Annotated in this window: 13 protein-coding genes and 1 pseudogene; 13 read left to right on the plus strand and 1 reads right to left on the minus strand. The window is 69.3% G+C overall.

The annotated features are described in order from the left end of the window. Window positions 1-165 precede the first annotated feature (165 nt). Window positions 166-5028 carry an NAD-glutamate dehydrogenase gene (locus tag ACQPYZ_RS07730; protein ID WP_433166663.1) on the plus strand — a complete coding sequence of 1621 codons (4863 nt, stop codon included), beginning with the start codon at window positions 166-168 and terminating at the stop codon, window positions 5026-5028. Between the two features lie 39 nt (window positions 5029-5067). Here the strand turns inward: ACQPYZ_RS07730 and ACQPYZ_RS07735 are convergent, their stop codons facing one another. Continuing rightward, window positions 5068-5808: a GntR family transcriptional regulator gene (locus ACQPYZ_RS07735; protein ID WP_433166665.1), complete on the minus strand. Its 741-nt coding sequence runs from the start codon at window positions 5806-5808 to the stop codon at window positions 5068-5070. A 161-nt stretch (window positions 5809-5969) separates the two neighbouring features. Here ACQPYZ_RS07735 and ACQPYZ_RS07740 point away from each other — a divergent pair, with 161 nt between their 5' ends. The 12 genes and pseudogenes from ACQPYZ_RS07740 (at window position 5970) to ACQPYZ_RS07795 (ending at window position 19611) form a co-directional block, all read left to right on the plus strand. Beyond that, window positions 5970-6956 (plus strand): Gfo/Idh/MocA family protein, encoded by a 987-nt coding sequence (locus ACQPYZ_RS07740; protein ID WP_433166667.1) that lies wholly within the window; start codon window positions 5970-5972, stop codon window positions 6954-6956. Window positions 6957-6985: 29 nt separating this feature from the next. After that, entirely contained in the window at window positions 6986-7870 is an 885-nt protein-coding gene (locus ACQPYZ_RS07745) for a sugar phosphate isomerase/epimerase family protein (RefSeq protein WP_433166669.1), read from the plus strand. 152 nt (window positions 7871-8022) lie between these two features. Next, window positions 8023-8943: pseudogene (iolC, locus tag ACQPYZ_RS07750) on the plus strand (5-dehydro-2-deoxygluconokinase); the annotation flags it as partial. Window positions 8944-9233: 290 nt separating this feature from the next. Then, window positions 9234-10112: a Cgl0159 family (beta/alpha)8-fold protein gene (locus tag ACQPYZ_RS07755; RefSeq protein ID WP_433166671.1), complete on the plus strand. Its 879-nt coding sequence runs from the start codon at window positions 9234-9236 to the stop codon at window positions 10110-10112. A gap of 76 nt (window positions 10113-10188) precedes the next feature. Beyond that, complete coding sequence (gene iolB, locus ACQPYZ_RS07760) at window positions 10189-11082, plus strand: 5-deoxy-glucuronate isomerase (protein ID WP_433166673.1); 894 nt, start codon at window positions 10189-10191, stop codon at window positions 11080-11082. A gap of 45 nt (window positions 11083-11127) precedes the next feature. Beyond that, a complete protein-coding gene (gene iolD / locus ACQPYZ_RS07765) occupies window positions 11128-13041 on the plus strand; it encodes a 3D-(3,5/4)-trihydroxycyclohexane-1,2-dione acylhydrolase (decyclizing) (RefSeq protein WP_433166675.1) in 1914 nt (637 codons plus the stop codon). 1 nt (window position 13042) lies between these two features. Continuing rightward, window positions 13043-13939, plus strand: coding sequence for a TIM barrel protein (locus ACQPYZ_RS07770; protein WP_433166677.1), 897 nt, complete (start codon window positions 13043-13045; stop codon window positions 13937-13939). Between the two features lie 82 nt (window positions 13940-14021). Beyond that, window positions 14022-15017 (plus strand): sugar ABC transporter substrate-binding protein, encoded by a 996-nt coding sequence (locus tag ACQPYZ_RS07775; protein ID WP_433166679.1) that lies wholly within the window; start codon window positions 14022-14024, stop codon window positions 15015-15017. Window positions 15018-15026: 9 nt separating this feature from the next. After that, window positions 15027-16070, plus strand: a complete 1044-nt coding sequence (locus tag ACQPYZ_RS07780; RefSeq protein ID WP_433166681.1) for an ABC transporter permease — start codon at window positions 15027-15029, stop codon at window positions 16068-16070. Beyond that, complete coding sequence (locus ACQPYZ_RS07785) at window positions 16067-16924, plus strand: ATP-binding cassette domain-containing protein (RefSeq protein WP_433166683.1); 858 nt, start codon at window positions 16067-16069, stop codon at window positions 16922-16924. Before ACQPYZ_RS07780 ends, ACQPYZ_RS07785 begins: the two co-directional genes overlap by 4 nt. A 122-nt stretch (window positions 16925-17046) precedes the next feature. Beyond that, on the plus strand, window positions 17047-18057 hold the full coding sequence (locus tag ACQPYZ_RS07790; protein ID WP_433166685.1) for a Gfo/Idh/MocA family protein: 1011 nt from the start codon (window positions 17047-17049) through the stop codon (window positions 18055-18057). 57 nt (window positions 18058-18114) lie between these two features. Next, entirely contained in the window at window positions 18115-19611 is a 1497-nt protein-coding gene (locus ACQPYZ_RS07795; RefSeq protein WP_433166687.1) for a CoA-acylating methylmalonate-semialdehyde dehydrogenase, read from the plus strand. Window positions 19612-19641 lie beyond the last annotated feature (30 nt).

The following is a 19641-nucleotide window of genomic DNA, read 5'->3' on the forward strand; positions in this document are numbered from 1 at the left end:
TGACACTGCGGCCGGAAGCGGCTGTCAACGGTGAATGGTGACGCGTCCGACAGGCTCGTCCCGACATCACACCAGTGACAAAGGTGGACTAGTCTCTGAGTGACGGCACAGAGTCGTGCCGTCCGGTGCGGACGGCGCCGGTGGCACGCGTGGAGACGGTGGGGAATGCAGAGCAAGCTGGACGTCCAGAAGGCGGAAGTGCTCGCCAAGGCGGTAGCTGCGGGAACGCAAGGGCACGACAAGGCGATCGATCCGGCCAGGCTCAAGACCTTCCTCGAGCGGTACTACCGCCACGTCGCCGCGGAGGACGTCGCCGAGCGCGAGCCGACCGACTGCCTGGGCGCCGCGAAGCATCACTACAAGTCCGCGATGTCGCGGCCGCAGGGGACCGCGAAGGTCCACGTGTTCACCCCGACCCCGGAGGACCACGGCTGGTCCGCCAACGGCCGGACCGTGGTGGAGATCGTCGTCGACGACATGCCGTTCCTGGTCGACAGCGCGTCGATGGTGATCAACGAGCACAACCTCGAGCTGCAGCTGCTGGTGCACCCCCAGTTCGTCGTCCGGCGGGACATGGCCGGCACGCTGCAGGAGGTGCTGGACGACAACGCAACCTCGGACGAGCACGACCTGGTCCGGGAGAGCTGGATGCACCTGGAGATCGAGCGGATCCCCGACGTCGCCGAGCAGCGCGCGCTCGAGCAGACGGTGCAGCGGGTGCTCCAGGACGTCCGGGTCGCGGTCGAGGACTGGCCGAAGATGCACGAGAAGGCCGTCACCATCGCCGAGGGTCTGGACGCGTCCAGGCTGCCGGTCGGCGAGAACGAGGTGGAGGAGGCCCGCGAGCTGCTCGAGTGGCTCGCCGACGAGCACTTCACCTTCCTCGGCTATCGCGAGTACGACTTCACCATGGAGGGCGAGCAGGGCATCCTGCGCGGCCGGCCGGGCTCCGGCCTGGGCATCCTCCGCGCCGACCCGAAGCCGAACTCCGGCAAGCTCCCGCCCGAGGTGAGCGCGAAGGCGCAGGAGCGCAAGCTGCTCATACTGACCAAGGCCAACTCCCGGTCCACCGTGCACCGGTCGGCGTACCTGGACTACGTCGGCATCAAGCAGTTCGACGAGACCGGCGAGCCGGTCGCCGAGTGCCGGTTCATCGGGCTGCTCTCGTCGACGGCGTACACCGAGAGCGTCATGCAGGTGCCGGTGCTGCGGCGCAAGGCGCTGGAGCTGTTCCGGCTGACCGGCTTCGACCCGAACAGCCACAGTGGGAAGGGTCTGCTCGACGTACTGGAGACCTACCCGCGCGACGAGCTGCTGCAGGCGCCGGTGGAGGACCTGCTGCCGATCGTGCAGTCGGTGCTGCACATGCAGGAGCGGCGCGCGGTCAAGCTGTTCGTCCGCCGGGACGTCTACAACCGCTACCTCTCCTGCCTCGTGTACCTGCCGCGTGACCGCTACACCACCGCGGTCCGGCTGAAGATGCAGCAAATCCTCAAGGACGCGATCGGCGCCGAGACCGTCACGTACGCCGCGTACGTGACCGAGTCCGTGCTGGCGCGCGTGCACTTCGTCGTCCGGATGAAGCAGGGCGAGACGGTCGGTGAGTACGACGCCGAGCTGCTCGAGCAGAAGGTGGTCGAGGCGACCCGGGCCTGGGCCGACGACTTCACCGCCGCGCTGCACGCCAAGGGCGGCGACGGCGCGGTCACCCAGCTGGCCCGCAAGTACGCCGACGCCTTCCCGGAGGCGTACAAGGAGGACTTCGACGCCCGCGTCGCGGTCAACGACGTCAACGTGCTCGAGAGCCTGCCGGCCGAGAACGGGCTGGCCATGTCGCTCTACAGCCCGATCGACGAGGAGTGGGTGGGCGAGCGGCGGTTCAAGGTCTACCGGACCGGCTCCTCGCTGTCGCTGTCGCAGGTGCTGCCGCACCTGACCCACATGGGTGTCGAGGTGATCGACGAGCGGCCGTACGAGATCCGCCCGGCCGGCACCACGGCGTACATCTACGACTTCGGGCTCAAGGTGCCGACCGACATCGAGGAGCGGCCGGAGCTGCGCACGCTGTTCTCCGACACCTTCCAGGCGGTGTGGGAAGGCCGCGCCGAGTCGGACAAGCTGAACGCGCTGGTGCTGAAGGGCAGCCTGAGCTGGCGGCAGGTGTCCATCCTGCGGGCCTACCAGAAGTACATCCGGCAGGGCGGTACGCCGTTCAGCCAGGACTACATCGAGAACACCTTCTTGAACCACGTGGACGTGGCCAGCCTGCTCGTCCAGCTGTTCGAGACCAGCTTCGACCCGGCCCGCGGTGCCGCCGACGACCCGGACCGGCGGTCGCTCGCCGGCCAGCTGGAGAAGGAGATCCTGGCCGCGCTGGACACGGTGAAGAGCCTGGACGAGGACCGGATCCTGCGGTCCTACCTGACCGTGATCAAGGCGACCCTGCGGACGAACTACTACCAGCCCAACGTCGCCGACGGCTCGCCGCGGCCGTACATCTCGCTGAAGCTGGAGCCGAAGGCGATCCCCGAGCTGCCGCAGCCGCGGCCGGCGTACGAGATCTTCGTGTACTCACCGCAGGTCGAGGGTGTGCACCTGCGCTTCGGCGCGGTCGCCCGCGGCGGTCTGCGCTGGTCGGACCGGCGGGAGGACTTCCGGACCGAGGTGCTCGGCCTGGTGAAGGCGCAGATGGTGAAGAACTCGGTGATCGTGCCGGTCGGTGCGAAGGGCGGCTTCTACGCCAAGCAGCTGCCGGACCCGGCCGTCGACCGGGACGCCTGGCTGGCCGAGGGCATCGCGTCGTACAAGACGTTCATCTCCGGACTGCTCGACATCACCGACAACATCGTTGCCGGTAGCATCGTGCCGCCCCGGGACGTGGTCCGGTACGACGGCGACGACGCGTACCTCGTGGTCGCGGCGGACAAGGGCACGGCGACGTTCTCCGACCTCGCGAACGGGGTCGCCAAGGAGTACGGCTTCTGGCTGGGCGACGCGTTCGCCTCCGGCGGCTCGGTCGGCTACGACCACAAGGCGATGGGGATCACCGCGCGCGGCGCGTGGGAGTCGGTCAAGCGGCACTTCCGCGAGCTCGGCCACGACTGCCAGAGCCAGGACTTCACCGTCGTCGGGGTCGGCGACATGTCCGGCGACGTGTTCGGCAACGGCATGCTGCTGTCGGAGCACATCCGGCTGGTGGCCGCGTTCGACCACCGGCACATCTTCCTCGACCCGTCGCCGGACGCGGCCAAGAGCTTCGCCGAACGGCGCCGGCTGTTCGAGCTGCCGCGGTCGTCGTGGGCCGACTACGACCCCGCGCTGATCTCGGCCGGCGGTGGGGTGTTCCCGCGCACGGACAAGGCGATCCCGATCTCGGCCGAGGTGCGCGCGGTGCTCGGGATCGAGGGCGCCCCGGCGACGCTGACGCCGAACGAGCTGATGAACGCGATCCTGCGGGCGCCGGTCGACCTGTTCTGGAACGGCGGCATCGGCACCTACGTGAAGTCGTCCGCGGAGACGAACGGCGACGTCGGCGACAAGGCGAACGACGCGATCCGGATCAACGGCGCGGACCTGCGCGCCCGCGCGGTCGGCGAGGGCGGCAACCTCGGCTTCACCCAGCTCGGCCGGATCGAGTACGCCATGCACGGCGGCCGGATCAACACCGACTTCATCGACAACGTGGCCGGCGTGGACACCTCCGACCACGAGGTGAACATCAAGATCCTGCTCGACAAGGTGGTCGCCGACGGCGACCTGACCGAGAAGCAGCGTAACGACATCATCGCGTCGATGACCGACGAGGTGGCCGGCCTGGTGCTGAAGAGCAACTACCGGCAGAACATCGCGCTGGCGAACGCGACCGCCCAGGCCCCGGCCCTGATGCACGTCCACCAGGACTGGGTACGCCGGCTGGAGAAGCAAGGACTCCTGGACCGCGAGCTGGAGTTCCTGCCGAGCGTGGCCGAGTTCAAGCGACGCAAGGCCGAGGGCCGTGGGCTGACGTCACCGGAGCTGTCGGTGCTGATCGCCTACACCAAGATCGTGCTCGCGTCGGACCTGCTGAAGACGTCGCTGCCGGACGACCCGTTCCTGGCGCACAAGCTGTCCAGCTACTTCCCGAAGCCGATCCAGCAGCGGTTCGCCGACCAGATCCAGCAGCACCAGCTGCGGCGCGAGATCATCACCACCCAGGTGGTGAACGAGTTCGTGAACACGTCCGGCGTCACGGCGTACCACCGGCTCTCGCTGGAGACCGGCGGGACGGTCGAGGACGTCGTCCGGGCGAACCTTGCCGCCTCCCGGATCTTCGCCCAGCCCGAGCTGCTGGCCCGCAACGCCGAGCTGGACAACGTGGTCGACGCCTCGACCCAGACGCACATGCGGCTGGAGACCCGGACGCTGGTCGAGCGGGCGACGCGGTGGCTGGTCAGCAATCGGCGCCCACCGGTCGACATCGAGGACCTGATCGAGTTCTTCGCCCCGGGGATCGCCAAGCTCACCGCCGCGCTGCCCGACGTGCTGCGCGGCCGCGAGCTGGCGCTGTTCGAGCAGCGCCGGGAAGCCCTGGTGAGCAAGGGGGTCTCGGCCGACTTCGCCACCCGGATCGCGGTGCTGCCGCCGGCGTACGCGGGTCTCGGTATCGTCGAGACCGCGTCCCACGACGACCTCGACATCATGGAGGTCGCCAAGGTCCACTTCGCCCTCGGCGAGCGGCTGCAGCTCGGCGCATTCCTGGAGCGGATCATCGGCCTGCCGCGGACCGACCGCTGGCAGACGATGGCCCGGGCGGCGCTGCGCGACGACCTGCACTCGGTGCACGCCCGCCTGACCGCGCAGGTCCTGGAGACCACCGACGCCTCGGTCGAGCCGGAGCAGCGAGTCATCAACTGGCAGGACCAGAACGAGACCGCGCTGTCCCGGGCCGCGAGCATGCTCGAGGAGATCGTCGAGACCGAGGGGCCGGAGCTGGCCCACCTGTCCGTCGGTCTGCGACTCGTCCGCACCCTGCTGGCCAATCAGGCCTGACGGCCCCGGTCTGCGCTCTGAGGGTGCAGGCTGTCGGGGTCAGCGTTCGGAGACGATGACGTCGACGGAGTACTGGTCGGCGCGGTAGCAGTGATCGCCGAACTCGACCGGTGAGCCGTCGGCGGCGTACGCGGACCGGGTCATGGTGACCAGTGGCTCCGCCTTGGACATGTGCAGGGTACGGCGTTCGTCGGCGGTCGCGTTCCGGGCGCCGATCCGCTGCCGGGCGACCGTGGGGCGGATCCCGCGCGCCCGCAGGACGGCGTACAGGCCGGTGCTGGTCAGCTCCGCCAGGCTGAGCTCGTTGAGGGCCGGAGGCAACCAGTTTCGCATGATCGCGAGCGGGACGCCGTCGGCGTACCGGAGCCGGACGATCGACACCAGCGGGGTGCCGGCGGGCAGCTCGAGAACGGTCGCGGCGCGGTCGTCCTGGGCGTCGCAGTCGAGCGAGAGCACCTCGGTCCGCGGCGTCCGGCCTTCGCGTTCGAGGTCGTCGTACAGGCTGGTGAGCTCGGCCTTGCGGTGGACCATCTGGTTCGCGACGGTGGTGCCGATCCCGCGCCGGCGGACCAGCAGGCCCTGGTTGACCAGCTCGGAGATGGCGCGGCGGACCGTCGGCCGGGACAGGTTCAGCCGGTCGGACATGCCGATCTCGTTCTCGAACGGGTCGCCCGGACGCAGCCGGCCCTCGGTGATGGCAGCGGTCAGCTGCTCGGCGAGCTGGTGGTACAGCGGCACCGGACTCGACCGATCGAGCTGAATCGGCAACGCAGCGGTCATGAGCCGGATGTTACAACCGCGCAGGTATGTATGTCTCTACGTGAAAATGTGTTAACAAACTATTGACACGTTCTGCTGCGGCCGGAAAGCTGACGGACAACCAGCGCGCCGCCCTTCGGGTTCCGGCGCGCCTGCCGGGCTGGTCGAGGAGAGGGCTGCGGATGCGGATCGGGTTGGTCGGGGTCGGGCGGATCGGGGTGTTCCACGCCGCGACCTTGAAGGGGTTGCCGGCGGTGGACCAGGTGGTGGTCGCGGATGCCGACGCGACCCGCGCCGAGCTGGTCGCCAAGGACCTCGGCCTGGAGTACGCGCCGGACGTGGACGCGCTGCTGGCCGCCGGGCTGGACGGGTTCGTGATCGCGGCCGCGACGTCGGCGCACGCGGACCTGATCGCGGCCGGGGTCGCTGCCCGGATCCCGACGTTCTGCGAGAAGCCGGTCGCGATCGACCTGGCCGACACCCTGCGCGTGGTCGAGCTGGTCGAGGCCTCCGACGTACCCGTGCACATCGGCTTCCAGCGCCGCTTCGACGCCGGGTACCAGGCGGCCGCGGCGGCCGTCCGCTCCGGCGAGCTCGGCTACGTCCACCACATCCGGGCGAACACGAACGACGCGTTCCCGCCGCCGCACCAGTACATCCCGACCAGCGGCGGCTTCTTCCGCGACTGCACGGTCCACGACTTCGACATCATCCGGTACGTCACCGGCCGCGAGGTGGTCAGCGTCTTCGCCACCGGCGCGAACCGCGGCGAGGCCTTCTTCGGCGAGTACGGCGACGTCGACGCGGCGGCCGCACTGCTCACCCTCGACGACAACACGTTCGTCTCGGTCAGCGGAACGCGGTACAACGCGGCCGGCCACGACGTACGGATGGAGGTGCTCGGCAGCCTCGGCTCGATCGCGATCGGCCTGGACGAGCACACCGCGCTGCGGTCGGTCGAACCCGGAGTCACCTTCCCCGGCGGGCAGCCGCACGCCACCTTCATGGACCGCTTCCGGCCGGCGTACGTCGCCGAGCTGACCGCGTTCACCGAGGTCGTCGCCGGGACCCGGGAGGTCCCGTGCACGGTCCGGGACGCGTATCAGGCCTTCCGGATCGCGGATGCCTGCGAGCAGTCCCGCCACGAGAGCCGGCTCGTCCACCTGTGACCCCCACGCCTACAGAGGAGCTCAGCCCGATGTCTGACCTTGCAATCCGGATCGCCGGCGCCCCGATCTCCTGGGGTGTGTCGGAGGTCCCCGGCTGGGGTTGGCAGTACGACCCGGAGACAGTGCTCGCCGAGATGCGCGACGCCGGTCTGGCGGCGACCGAGTTCGGTCCGGACGGTTTCCTGCCCGACGATCCGGCCGACAAGGCGAAGACGCTCGCTGACCTCGGCCTGCGGGCGGTCGGTGGCTTCGTTCCCGTCGTGCTGCACGATCCCGCGCACGACCCGTCGGCCGAGGTCGCCGCGGCGCTCGAGGGCTTCGTCGCCGCGGGCGCGACCACGCTGGTGCTCGCCGCGGCGACCGGCCAGGACGGGTACGACGACCGCCCGGTGCTCGACGACGCCGGGTGGACCACGCTGCTCGGCAACCTGGACAAGCTGTCCGGTCTGGCTGCTGAGCGTGGGGTGCTGGCCACGATCCACCCGCACGTGGGCACCATGGTCGAGAACGCCGACGACGTCGACCGTGTACTGCGGGGGTCGTCGATCGGACTCACCCTCGACACCGGCCACCTGCTGATCGGCGGGGTGGACCCGGTCGCACTCACGGTCGACCACGCGGCGCGGATCAAGCACACGCACCTGAAGGACGTGGACGCGGCGTGGGCGGCGAAGGTCCAGTCCGGCGAGGTGTCCTACACGGACGCCGTACGCCAGGGCATGTACCGCCCGTTGGGAGCCGGCGACATCGACCTCACCACGATCGTCGCGACCCTGGAGTCGTCGGGCTACCGAGGCTGGTACGTCCTCGAGCAAGACACCATCCTGCAGTCCCGTCCCACCGGCGACGGTCCGCTCGCGGACGTGCGCGCGAGCATCGCACAGCTCCGGTCGATCGCGGAGACCATCCGATGACCCCGGAAGAGCTGACACCGTCGACACCGGTCGCGCAGCCGGCGCACGTTGCGCAGCCGGCACCCGTTGCGCAGCCGGGGTCGGATGCGCTTTCGGAGTCCGGATCCGAGTCGGCGCCGGCTCCGGGTGCTGGGGACGCGCGGCCGGACGAGGTGCTGACCATCGGGCGGATCGGGGTGGATCTGTATCCGTTGCAGGTGGGAGCGCACCTGGAGGACGTGGACAGCTTCGGGAAGTTCCTGGGCGGAAGCGCCACGAACGTCGCCGTCGCGGCGGCTCGGCACGGGCGCCGGTCGGCGGTGATCAGCCGGACCGGGAACGACCCGTTCGGCACGTTCATCCACCGCACCCTCCGCGAACTCGGCGTCGACGACCGCTACGTGGCGCCCGTCGACAAGCTGCCCACGCCGATCACGTTCTGCGAGATCTTCCCGCCGGACAACTTCCCGCTGTACTTCTACCGGTTCCCGAAGGCGCCGGACCTGGAGATCTACCCGTCCGAGCTCGACCTGACCGCGATCCGGGACGCCGGCATCTACTGGTCCACCGTCACCGGCCTGTCCGCCGAGCCCAGCCGCTCGGCGCACTTCGTCGCGTGGGAAGCCCGCGAACGGCGCCCGTTCACCATCCTCGACCTCGACTACCGGCCGATGTTCTGGGCCGACCCGAGCGAGGCGCACGACCAGGTCAGCCGGGCGCTCGAGTTCTGCACCGTTGCTGTGGGCAACCGTGAGGAGTGTGAGGTCGCCGTCGGCGAGACCGATCCGGACAAGGCGGCCCAGGCTCTGCTGGACCGCGGTCTCGATCTGGCGATCGTCAAGCAGGGCCCGAAGGGAACGCTGGCCCGCACGCGCGACGAACGGGTCGAGGTCCCGCCGTTCCCGGTCGACGTGGTGAACGGCCTCGGCGCCGGCGACGGCTTCGGCGGAGCCCTCTGCCACGGCCTGCTCGCCGGCTGGCCCCTCGAGAAGGTGATCCGCTTCGCCAACACAGCCGGCGCCATCGTCGCCTCCCGCCTCGAATGCTCAACCGCCATGCCCACCGAATCCGAGGTCCTGGAGCTCCTAGGCGAGCAGCAGCCGGGTGGATGGCAACAGCACGCCCCGGCGAGCGGACAAGCAGAGCCGGGTGTGCAGCAGCACACAGCCGGGAGCGGGCACGTGGAGCCGGTCGAGCAGCACGCCGCCGCGAGCGAGCAAGCAGTGGAGCCGGGTGGGCGGGGGCGTGCTGGTCGGAGTGGGCGGGTGGGGGAGCCGGGTGAGGGCGTATGAGTGACGCTGGGACTCGGCAGGTTGCCAGGGAGCTGGGGGTGACGGGCCCGATGCCGCCTGAGATGGTTGAGGCGGTTGAGCGGCGGGCTCGGATGCTTGACGGGCTGACCGATCTTCGGGTGCGGCACCCCGAGCGGATCACCGAGGCCTGGCAGCAACGGCGCCGCCGCGAACTCGTCGGACCCGACGGGCGCCTGCTGATCGTCGCGGCCGACCACCCCGCCCGCGGTGCCCTCGGCGTCCGCGGTGACCGGATGGCGATGGCCAGCCGCCCGGCACTGATCGATCGACTGATCACCGCCCTGGAACGCCCCGGCGTCGACGGTGTGCTCGCGACGCCCGACGTACTCGAAGATCTGCTGCTGCTCGGAGCGCTCGAGGGCAAGGTCGTCATCGGCTCGATGAACCGCGGCGGCCTGCAGGGTGCGGAATTCGAGCTGGACGACCGCTTCACGGCGTACCGCACGGCCGACGAGATCGCGACCCGCCGGCTCGACGGCGGAAAGATGCTGACCAGGATCGACCTCGGCGACCCCGGGACGGTGGCGACGCTGGAGAGCAGCGCCGCCGCGGTGACCGGATTGGCCGAGCACAAGCTGATGGCGATGGTCGAGCCGTTCTGGTCGACGCGCCAGGACGGACGGGTGACGAATTTGCTCGACCCCGACTCGGTGATCAGGTCGATCCACATCGCCAGCGGTCTGGGCGCTACCAGCGCGTACACCTGGCTCAAGCTTCCGGTCGTGGACGACCTCGAACGGGTGATGGAAGCGACCACGCTGCCCACACTCCTGCTCGGCGGCGACCCGACCGTCTCACCCGAGGAAACTTACGCCTCATGGGGCAAGGCCCTCACCCTCCCTTCCGTTCGTGGTCTCGTCGTCGGCCGCGCCCTCCTCTTCCCACCCGACGGGAACGTCGCCGCCGCCGTAGACCAGGCCGCCGCCCTCGTCCACGGAGGCACCGCATGAACGCTACGTGCTGCCCAACACGTCCCGTCCCGAGCCGTCGGCAACCCGCTCGCGTCCTTGTTCGTGGAGGCTTGGGATGACTCAGTGGTTCAGGCCGGCGGGTACGACGGCGCGCGACGGGTTCGAGTTGATGGTCAGCCCGGGAGAGCAGGACTGGCATCACACCGGGCTGGCGATCCGCACGCTGCGCCCGGGCCAATCGGTCCAGATCGAAACCGGCGACTGTGAGTACCTCGTCCTGCCGTTGAGCGGCTCGGCCGAGGTGATCGTGGACGGCGAGATGGTCCCGCTCGGCGGTCGCGCCGACGTCTTCGCCGGCCCGACCGACCTTGCCTACGTTCCCCGCGGTACGACGTTCGCGGTCGTCAGCGCCGGTGGTGCCCGGATCGCGTTCCCGCACGCCCGAGCGGCCGGCGACTTCCCGTTCCGGCGGATCGGCGTCGAGCAGGTCGAGACCGAGCTCCGAGGTGCCGGCGTCGCGTCCCGCCAGGTGCGCAACTTCGGTACGCCGGCCGTGCTCGAGGCCGACTCGATCATCGCCTGTGAGGTGCTCACACCGGCCGGCAACTGGTCGTCGTACCCGCCGCACAAGCACGACGAGCACCGGCCGGGCAAGGAGAGTGAGCTCGAGGAGATCTACTACTTCGAGCTGCAGCTCGCCGACGACGCCCCGGAAGGTGTCAAGGGCAACGACCCGATCGGCTACCAGCGTGTGTACGGCACAGAGGACCGCCCGATCGACGTACTCGCGGAGGTCCGCAGTGGCGATCTGGTGCTGGTCCCGCATGGTTGGCATGGTCCCGCGATGGCGCCTCCTGGTTACGACATGTACTACCTGAACGTGATGGCCGGCCCCGGCGCCGAACGCGAGTGGCTGATCACCGACGACCCACAACACGGCTGGGTCCGCGAACTGTGGTCCACCCAGCCCATCGACCCCCGCCTCCCTCTCGGGGCACACGATGACTGACCCGACCGAAATGCGCTTCGGCGCGGACTTCCACGGAGGACAGCGATGACGGTACGCCTCACGGTCGCGCAGGCGTTGGTGCGATTCCTGAGCGTCCAGTACTCGGAGCGCGACGGACAGCGGCAGCGGCTGTTCGCCGGGTGCCTCGGCATCTTCGGACACGGCAACGTGGCCGGCGTCGGACAGGCGTTGCTCCAGGCCGAGCTCGACGACCCGCAGGCGCTGCCGTACATCCTGGCTCGCAACGAGCAGGCCATGGTGCACACCGCGTCCGCGTTCGCCCGCACCCGCGACCGGCTCCAGACCTACGCCTGCACGGCAAGCATCGGTCCGGGCTCGACCAACATGGTGACCGGCGCGGCTCTGGCAACGATCAACCGGCTGCCTGTTCTCCTCCTTCCGTCGGACGTGTTCGCGACCCGGGTGGCGACTCCCGTACTGCAGGAGCTCGAGAGCTTCGGCGCCGGTGACGTGTCCGTCAACGACGCCTTCCGCCCGGTGTCGAAGTACTTCGACCGGATCTGGCGGCCCGAGCAACTGCCGGCGGCACTGCTCAACGCGATGCGCGTGCTGACCGATCCGGTCGAGACCGGCGCGGTCACGCTCGCCCTACCGCAGGACGTGCAGGCCGAGGCCTACGACTGGCCCGAGGAGCTCTTCACCGAGCGCACCTGGTACGTCGCGCGGCCGTTGCCGGAAGCATCAATTGTCGACAAAGCCGTAGATCTCCTACGGTCCGCGCAGCGACCGCTGATCGTCGCGGGCGGTGGCGTGCACTACTCCGGCGCCGAGGACGCGCTCCGCGAGTTCGCCGAGGCGACCGGCATCCCGGTGGCCGAATCCCAGGCAGGCAAGGGATCCCTGCGCTACGACCACCCGCAGTCGGTCGGCGCGGTCGGCTCGACCGGGACCACGGCAGCCAACACACTCGCGCGCGACGCCGACGTGGTGATCGGCATCGGCACCCGCTACAGCGACTTCACGACGGCCTCGCGGACCGCCTTCCAGAACCCGGACGTGCGGTTCGTGAACATCAACGTGGCGCGTTTCGACGGTGGCAAACATGCCGGCCTTCCTCTCGTCGCGGATGCCCGGGAAGCCCTTGTTTCGTTGCGATCCGCGGTCAGTGACTGGTCTGTGAGCGACCAGTACAGATCGTTGACCGGCATGCTCGCAACCCAGTGGGACGGAATTGTGGACAACGCCTACAACCCGCCCGCCGAGGTGACCGCGAAGCTGGCCGAAGGACTGCTGACCCAGGGCGAGGTCCTCGGTGCCGTCAACGAATTGTCGGCGCCGTCTGATGTGGTGGTGTGCGCGGCCGGTTCGATGCCGGGCGACCTGCACAAACTCTGGCGGACCCGCGACCCGAAGGGATACCACGTCGAATATGGCTACTCCTGCATGGGCTACGAGATCGCCGGCGGCATCGGCGTCCGCCTCGGCGCACCGGACCGCGACGTCTTCGTCATGGTCGGCGATGGGTCGTACCTGATGATGTCGTCGGAGCTGGTGACCGCGGTCCAGGAGAACGTGAAGATCGTCGTCGTCCTGGTGCAGAACCACGGCTTCGCGTCGATCGGCGCGTTGTCGGAGTCGCTGGGGTCGCAACGGTTCGGGACGGCGTACCGGCGGCGGAGCGGCGACGGCCGGCTCGACGGCGACTACCTGCCGGTCGACCTGGCGGCGAACGTCCGCAGCCTCGGCGTCGACGTGATCGAGGTGCACGACCGCGCCGAGCTGGAGAAGGCGATCGGTACGGCGAAGGCCGCCGACGGACCGATCGCGATCCACGTGACCACGGATCCGTTGATCGGCGCCCCGGACAGCGAGTCCTGGTGGGACGTGCCGGTCAGCGAGGTGTCCGAGCTCGAGACGACCCGCGCGGCGTCGGCGTCGTACCAGGAGTCCAAGAAGGGCCAGCGCCCGTACCTGACGCCAACCGAGGGAGACCGCTGACATGGGCCGGGTGAAGGTCGGCAGTGCGCCGGACTCGTGGGGGGTGTGGTTCGCCGACGATCCGCGGCAGACGCCGTGGGAGCGGTTCCTCGACGAGGTCGCCGCGGCCGGGTACACCCGGATCGAGCTCGGGCCGTACGGCTACCTGCCGACCGACCCGGCCCGGTTGAAGGACGAGCTGGACACGCGCGGCCTGACGATGACGGCCGGCACCATCTTCGAGCACCTGCACCGCCCGGACTCGTGGGACTCGACCTGGCAGGACATATCCAAGGCCGCCGAGCTGACCGCGGCCATGGGCGCCGAGCACCTGGTCGTGCTCCCGTCGATGTGGCGGGACGGGATCACCGGCGAGATCACCGAGCCACGGCTCGACCGGGAGGGCCAGGCCCGCCACGGCCGGCAGGTGACCGCGCTGGGGCGCCGGATCGCCGAGGAGTTCGGGCTGCGGACGCAGTACCACCCGCACGCCGACGGCCACGTGGACACCCACGAGACCGTCGAGACCTTGCTCGAGGACACCGACCCTGCGTACGTGAATCTGTGCCTCGACACCGGCCACATCACCTACTGCGGCGGCGACAACCTGAAGCTGATCCAGGACCACCCGGACCGGATCGGGTACGTCCACCTCAAGCAGGTGGACCCCGCGATCCTGGCCGGGGTCGAGGCCGACGGCGTCGGCTTCGGCGAGGCGGTCAAGCGCGGGGTGATGTGCGAGCCGCCGACCGGAATTCCCGAGCTCCCGCCGCTGCTGGACGCGCTGGCGAAGCTCGAGGTGGACCTGTTCGCGATCGTCGAGCAGGACCTGTACCCGTGCCCGCCCGACGTCCCGCTGCCGATCGCGGAGCGGACGTTGACCTATCTGAGATCCCATGGGGGTGGCGTATCGATGTGACGGCCAGCAGAGTGTGCACTCTCTGGTCCCTTGCAACACCGCGGAGCAATCCCGCGGATCGTCTGAAAGGCTGGTTGTAGTCATGGTTCGGTGGCAGAAGAAGGCGGCGGCCGTGGGGGCTGCGCTCGTGCTGGTCGCGGCGCTGGGTGCGTGCAGCGAGTCCGGTGGCAAGCAGGAGGAGCAGAGCTCCGGCGGTTCCGGCGGCAACGTGGCGGACACGCCGCGCATGAAGATCGCGTTCATCACGCACGCCAAGCAGGGGGACACCTTCTGGGACCTGGTCCGCAAGGGTGCCGAGGCGGCCGCGGCGAAGGACAACGTCGAGTTGCAGTACTCCGGTGCGCCCGAGGGCCCGGACCAGGCGAACCTGGTGCAGACCGCGATCGACCAGAAGGTCGACGGCATCGCGGTCACGCTGGCCAAGCCGGACGCGATGCAGGCGAACGTCAAGAAGGCCGCCGACAGCGGCATCCCGGTGGTCGCGCTGAACGGCGGGATCGAGTCCTGGAAGCAGGCCGGCGCGCTGGGGTACTTCGGCCAGGACGAGCGGATCGCCGGCCAGGCCGCGGGTGACCGGCTGACCCAGCTCGGCGCGAAGAAGGCGCTGTGTGTCATCCAGGAGCAGGGCCACGTCGGCCTCGAGGCCCGGTGCCAGGGTGTGAAGGACAAGTTCCCGAGCACCGAGAAGATCTACATCACCGGCACCGACATCCCGGGCAGCCAGACCACGATGACCTCGAAGCTGCAGCAGGACAAGGCGATCGACTACGTGGTCACGCTGGGCGCGCCGTTCGCGCTGGCCGCGGTGCAGTCGGTGAAGGACTCCGGCTCGGCCGCCAAGGTGGGCACCTTCGACACGAACGCCGACCTGGTGAAGGCGATCAAGGACGGCACCGTGCAGTGGGCGGTCGACCAGCAGCCGTACCTGCAGGGCTACCTGGCCGTCGACAGCCTCTGGCTGTACAAGACCAACGGCAACACCATCGGCGGTGGCCAGGCCACGCTGACCGGTCCGGCCTTCATCGACAAGGACAACGTCGCCGCGGTGGAGAAGTTCGCCGCCTCCGGGACACGCTGAGGTCCGGTCATGGCTTCCACACTGACGGCGCCGTCGGCGGTCGACGACCGCGTCGGCAAGCGGTCCCTCGGCGCGCGCCTGCTGAGCCGGCCGGAGATCGGCTCCCTGGTGGGCGCGGTCGTGGTGCTGGTGTTCTTCCTGATCACCGCACCGACCTTCCGCGACGTGGCCGCCACCGGGACGATCGTCTACAACGCGGCGCTGATCGGCGTGATGGCGGTCCCGGTCGCGTTGCTGATGATCGGTGGCGAGTTCGACCTGTCGGCCGGCGTCGCGGTCACCACCGCGGGTCTGACCGGCGGCCTGTTCTCGTACCAGTTCAGCACCAACGTGTGGGTCGGCGTACTGGTCTCACTGCTGGTGATGCTGGCGGTCGGCCTGTTCAACGGCTGGTTGCTGGTGAAGACGGGGCTGCCCAGCTTCCTGGTCACGCTGGGCACGTTCTTCATCCTGCAGGGGCTCAACCTGGGCGTCACCCGGCTGCTGTCCGGCGGCGTCTCGTCCAGTTCGATCAGCGACATGGACGGGTTCGGCTCGGCGCAGAAGGTGTTCTCGTCGGAGTTCTCCATCGGGGCGCTGAACGTCAAGATCCTGGTGTTGTGGTGGATCCTGTTCGTCGCCGCCGGCGCCTGGGTGCTGCTGAAGACCCGGATCGGCAACTGGATCTTCGCCGTCGGGGGTGACGCCGCCGCGGCCCGGGCGGTCGGTGTTCCGGTCAACCGGGTCAAGATCGGTCTGTTCATGACGGTCGGCTTCTTCGCCTGGTTCTCCGGCATGCACCTGCTCTTCACCGTCAACACGGTGCAGTCGGGCGAGGGGGTCGGCAAGGAGTTCATCTACATCATCGCGGCCGTGGTCGGCGGCTGCCTGCTGACCGGCGGTTACGGCTCGGTGGTGGGATCGGCGATCGGCGCCCTGATCTTCGGCATGACCCAGCTCGGCGTGGTGTACGCCGGCTGGAACGCCGACTGGTTCAAGGCGTTCCTCGGCGTGATGCTGCTGCTCGCGACGATCGTCAACCTGCTGGTGAAGAAGAGGGCGGATCTGCGATGACCACGACCACGAAGTTCGCGGAAGAGGCCGGCAGCAGCCCGAACACGCCAGTGGTGCACCTGGACGGCGTCGGTAAGAGCTACGGGAACGTGCACGCGCTGCGCGGGGTCTCGCTGGCCGTGCGGCAGGGTGAGATCACCTGCGTGCTCGGGGACAACGGTGCGGGCAAGTCGACGCTGATCAAGATCATCGCCGGCCTGCACGAGCACACCGACGGGATCCTGTCGGTGAACGGTGAGGAGCGCCGGTTCAGCTCACCGCGCGAGTCGCTGGACAGCGGGATCGCCACGGTCTACCAGGACCTCGCGCTCGCCCCGCTGATGTCGGTCTGGCGGAACTTCTTCCTCGGCAACGAGCTGACCAAGCGCCCGTTCGGCCGGCTCGACGACCGGCGGATGAAGCGGATCGCCGACGAGGAGCTGACCAAGATGGGGATCTCGATCCCCAACCTGGAGCAGCCGGTCGGCATGCTGTCCGGTGGTCAGCGGCAGTGCATCGCGATCGCCCGGGCGATCTACTTCGGTGCCAAGGTGCTGATCCTGGACGAGCCGACGGCCGCGCTCGGCGTGAAGCAGTCCGGCGTCGTGCTGAAGTACATCGTCAAGGCACGCGACGCCGGGCTCGGGGTCGTGTTCATCACCCACAACCCGCACCACGCCTACCTGGTGGGCAACCACTTCGTGGTGCTCAAGCTGGGCCGGGTCGCGCTCGACACGCACCGTGCCGACCTGACGCTGTCCCAGCTGACCAACGAGATGGCGGGTGGTTCGGAGCTCGAGGCGCTGAGCCACGAGCTGCGCGGAGTCGACCCCGAGCTGGTCGCCGAGCCACGCGACCGCCCGGGAGGCATCTAGTACGCCGGGCCGACGTGGGGCCGCGTCCGAGAGGCCGACCCCCGCGTCCCGCCGTACGGCCACGGCGACAGCCGCTGCCCGGGACGAGAACGTGCGACCGTCAGCAAGGAGAGAAGGTGGAGATGCGGGATCTGAGGATCGGGATCGTCGGGGTCGGGATGATGGGGGCGGACCACGCCGAGCGGGTGGCTCGCCGGATCTCCGGGGCACGGCTGGTCGCGGTGTCCGACCCGGACAAGGACCGGGCCGGTGCGCTGGCGGCCACGTTCGACGACGTACGGGCGATCGACGACCCGCTGGCGCTGATCGGCGACGCCGAGGTGGATGCCGTGGTCATCGCCTCGCCGGGGTTCGCGCATGCCGAGCAGCTGACGGCCTGCCTCGAGCACGCCAAGCCGGTGCTGTGCGAGAAGCCGCTGACCATGGACGCGGAGTCCTCGCTGCGGGTGGTCGAGGCGGAACACAAGCTCGGCAGGCAGCTGATCCAGGTCGGCTTCATGCGCCGCTTCGACCCGGAGTACGTCGCGCTCAAGGAGCTGCTCGACTCGGGTGAGCTCGGCCGGACGCTGCTGCTGCACAACGTCCACCGGAATAGGACCGTCCCGGCGACGTTCCGCAGCGAGATGATCGTCCGGGACTCGCTGGTGCACGAGGTGGACGTCGCGCGCTGGCTGTTCGGTGAGGAGATCACCCGGATCACCGTGCACGCCCCGAGACCGAGCGGTCTGGTCGGTGACGGTGTGCAGGATCCGCAGCTCGCCGTGTTCGAGATGGCGAACGGTGCGATGGCCGACGTCGAGGTGTTCGTGAACTGCCAGGTCGGGTACGAGGTCCGCTGCGAGGCGGTCGGCGAGAAGGGCAACGCGACCATCGGCTTGGGGGTCGACGTGCTGACCAGGCGGGCCGGACACTGGGGTGGTGTGGTGCCGGACGACTTCCGGGTCCGGTTCGGGCTCGCGTACGACCTGGAGCTGCAGCGCTGGGTGGACGCGGTCGCGAAGGGCACCATCGACGGTCCGTCCGCCTGGGACGGGTACGCCGCCGCAGCGGTCTGCACCGCCGGCGTACGGTCGCTGCAGGAGGGCCGCCCGGTCGGGGTGGAGATGGTGCCGAGGAGTGAGGTGCTCGGGTGATGCTGGTCATTCGAGGCACGGTCCAGCGGGGAAGATCAACGAGCAAGGGATGCAGTTGTGAGTACTGAGCGAATCACCCATCTGGTCGGCGGGACCGCGTGGACCGGGGTCTCCGAGCGCACCAGCAAGGTCTACAACCCGGCGACGGGTCAGGTCACCGGTGAGCTGGACCTGGCCTCGGCGGCGACGGTCGACGAGGTGGTCAAGGTCGCCCACGACGCGTCCAAGGCCTGGGGCCGGACGTCGCTGACCAAGCGGGCCCAGGTGCTGTTCGCGTTCCGCGAGTTGCTGAACGCGAACAAGGAGAAGATCGCCGCGCTGATCACCGCCGAGCACGGCAAGGTGCTGTCCGACGCGCTCGGCGAGGTGACCCGCGGCCAGGAGGTGGTCGAGTTCGCCTGCGGTATCCCGCACCTGCTCAAGGGCGGCTTCAGCGAGAACGTGTCGACCAACGTCGACGTGTACTCGATCCGCCAGCCGCTCGGCGCGGTCGCGGTGATCTCGCCGTTCAACTTCCCCGCCATGGTGCCGCTCTGGTTCGTCCCGATCGCCGTTGCCTGCGGCAACAGTGTCGTGATCAAGCCGTCGGAGAAGGACCCGTCCGCGGTCAACGCGGTCGCCGCGCTGTGGAAGGAGGCCGGCCTGCCCGACGGGGTGGTGAACGTCGTCCACGGCGACAAGGAGGCTGTCGACCGCCTGCTCGAGCACCCGGACATCAAGGCGGTCTCGTTCGTCGGGTCGACCCCGATCGCGAAGTACGTCTACGAGAACGGCACGAAGAACGGCAAGCGGGTGCAGGCGCTCGGCGGCGCGAAGAACCACATGGTCGTGCTGCCCGACGCCGATCTCGACCTGACCGCGGACGCCGCGGTGAACGCGGGATTCGGGTCCGCCGGCGAGCGCTGCATGGCGATCTCGGCGGTGATCGCGGTCGAGCCGGTCGCCGACGACCTGATCGGCAAGATCACGGAGCGGATGGTGCAACTGCGGACCGGTGACGGTACGCGCGGCTGCGACATGGGCCCGCTGGTCACCGGCGAGCATCGCGACAAGGTCGTCGGGTACGTCGAAGCCGGGGTCGAGGCCGGTGCCGAGCTGACCGTGGACGGTCGCGACGGTCCGTTCGACGGCGCCGACGACGGCTTCTGGCTCGGGCCGACACTGTTCGACAAGGTCACGCCGGACATGTCGATCTACACCGACGAGATCTTCGGCCCGGTGCTGTCGGTCGTCCGCGTCCCGTCGTACGACGCCGCCCTCGACCTGGTGAACTCGAACCCGTACGGCAACGGGACGGCGATCTTCACCAACGACGGCGGTGCGGCCCGGCGGTACCAGACCGAGGTCGAGGTCGGGATGGTCGGCGTCAACGTGCCGATCCCGGTGCCGATGGCGTACTACTCGTTCGGCGGCTGGAAGAACTCGCTGTTCGGCGACTCGCACGCCCACGGCACCGAAGGCGTGCACTTCTTCACCCGCGGCAAGGTCGTCACCTCCCGCTGGCTGGACCCATCCCACGGCGGCCTGAACCTAGGCTTCCCCACCCACGACTAGCCCCCAACCCACGCCCCGCCCGCCCCGGCC

This window comes from Kribbella sp. CA-247076 (assembly GCF_050942445.1).
GTDB lineage: Bacteria > Actinomycetota > Actinomycetes > Propionibacteriales > Kribbellaceae > Kribbella.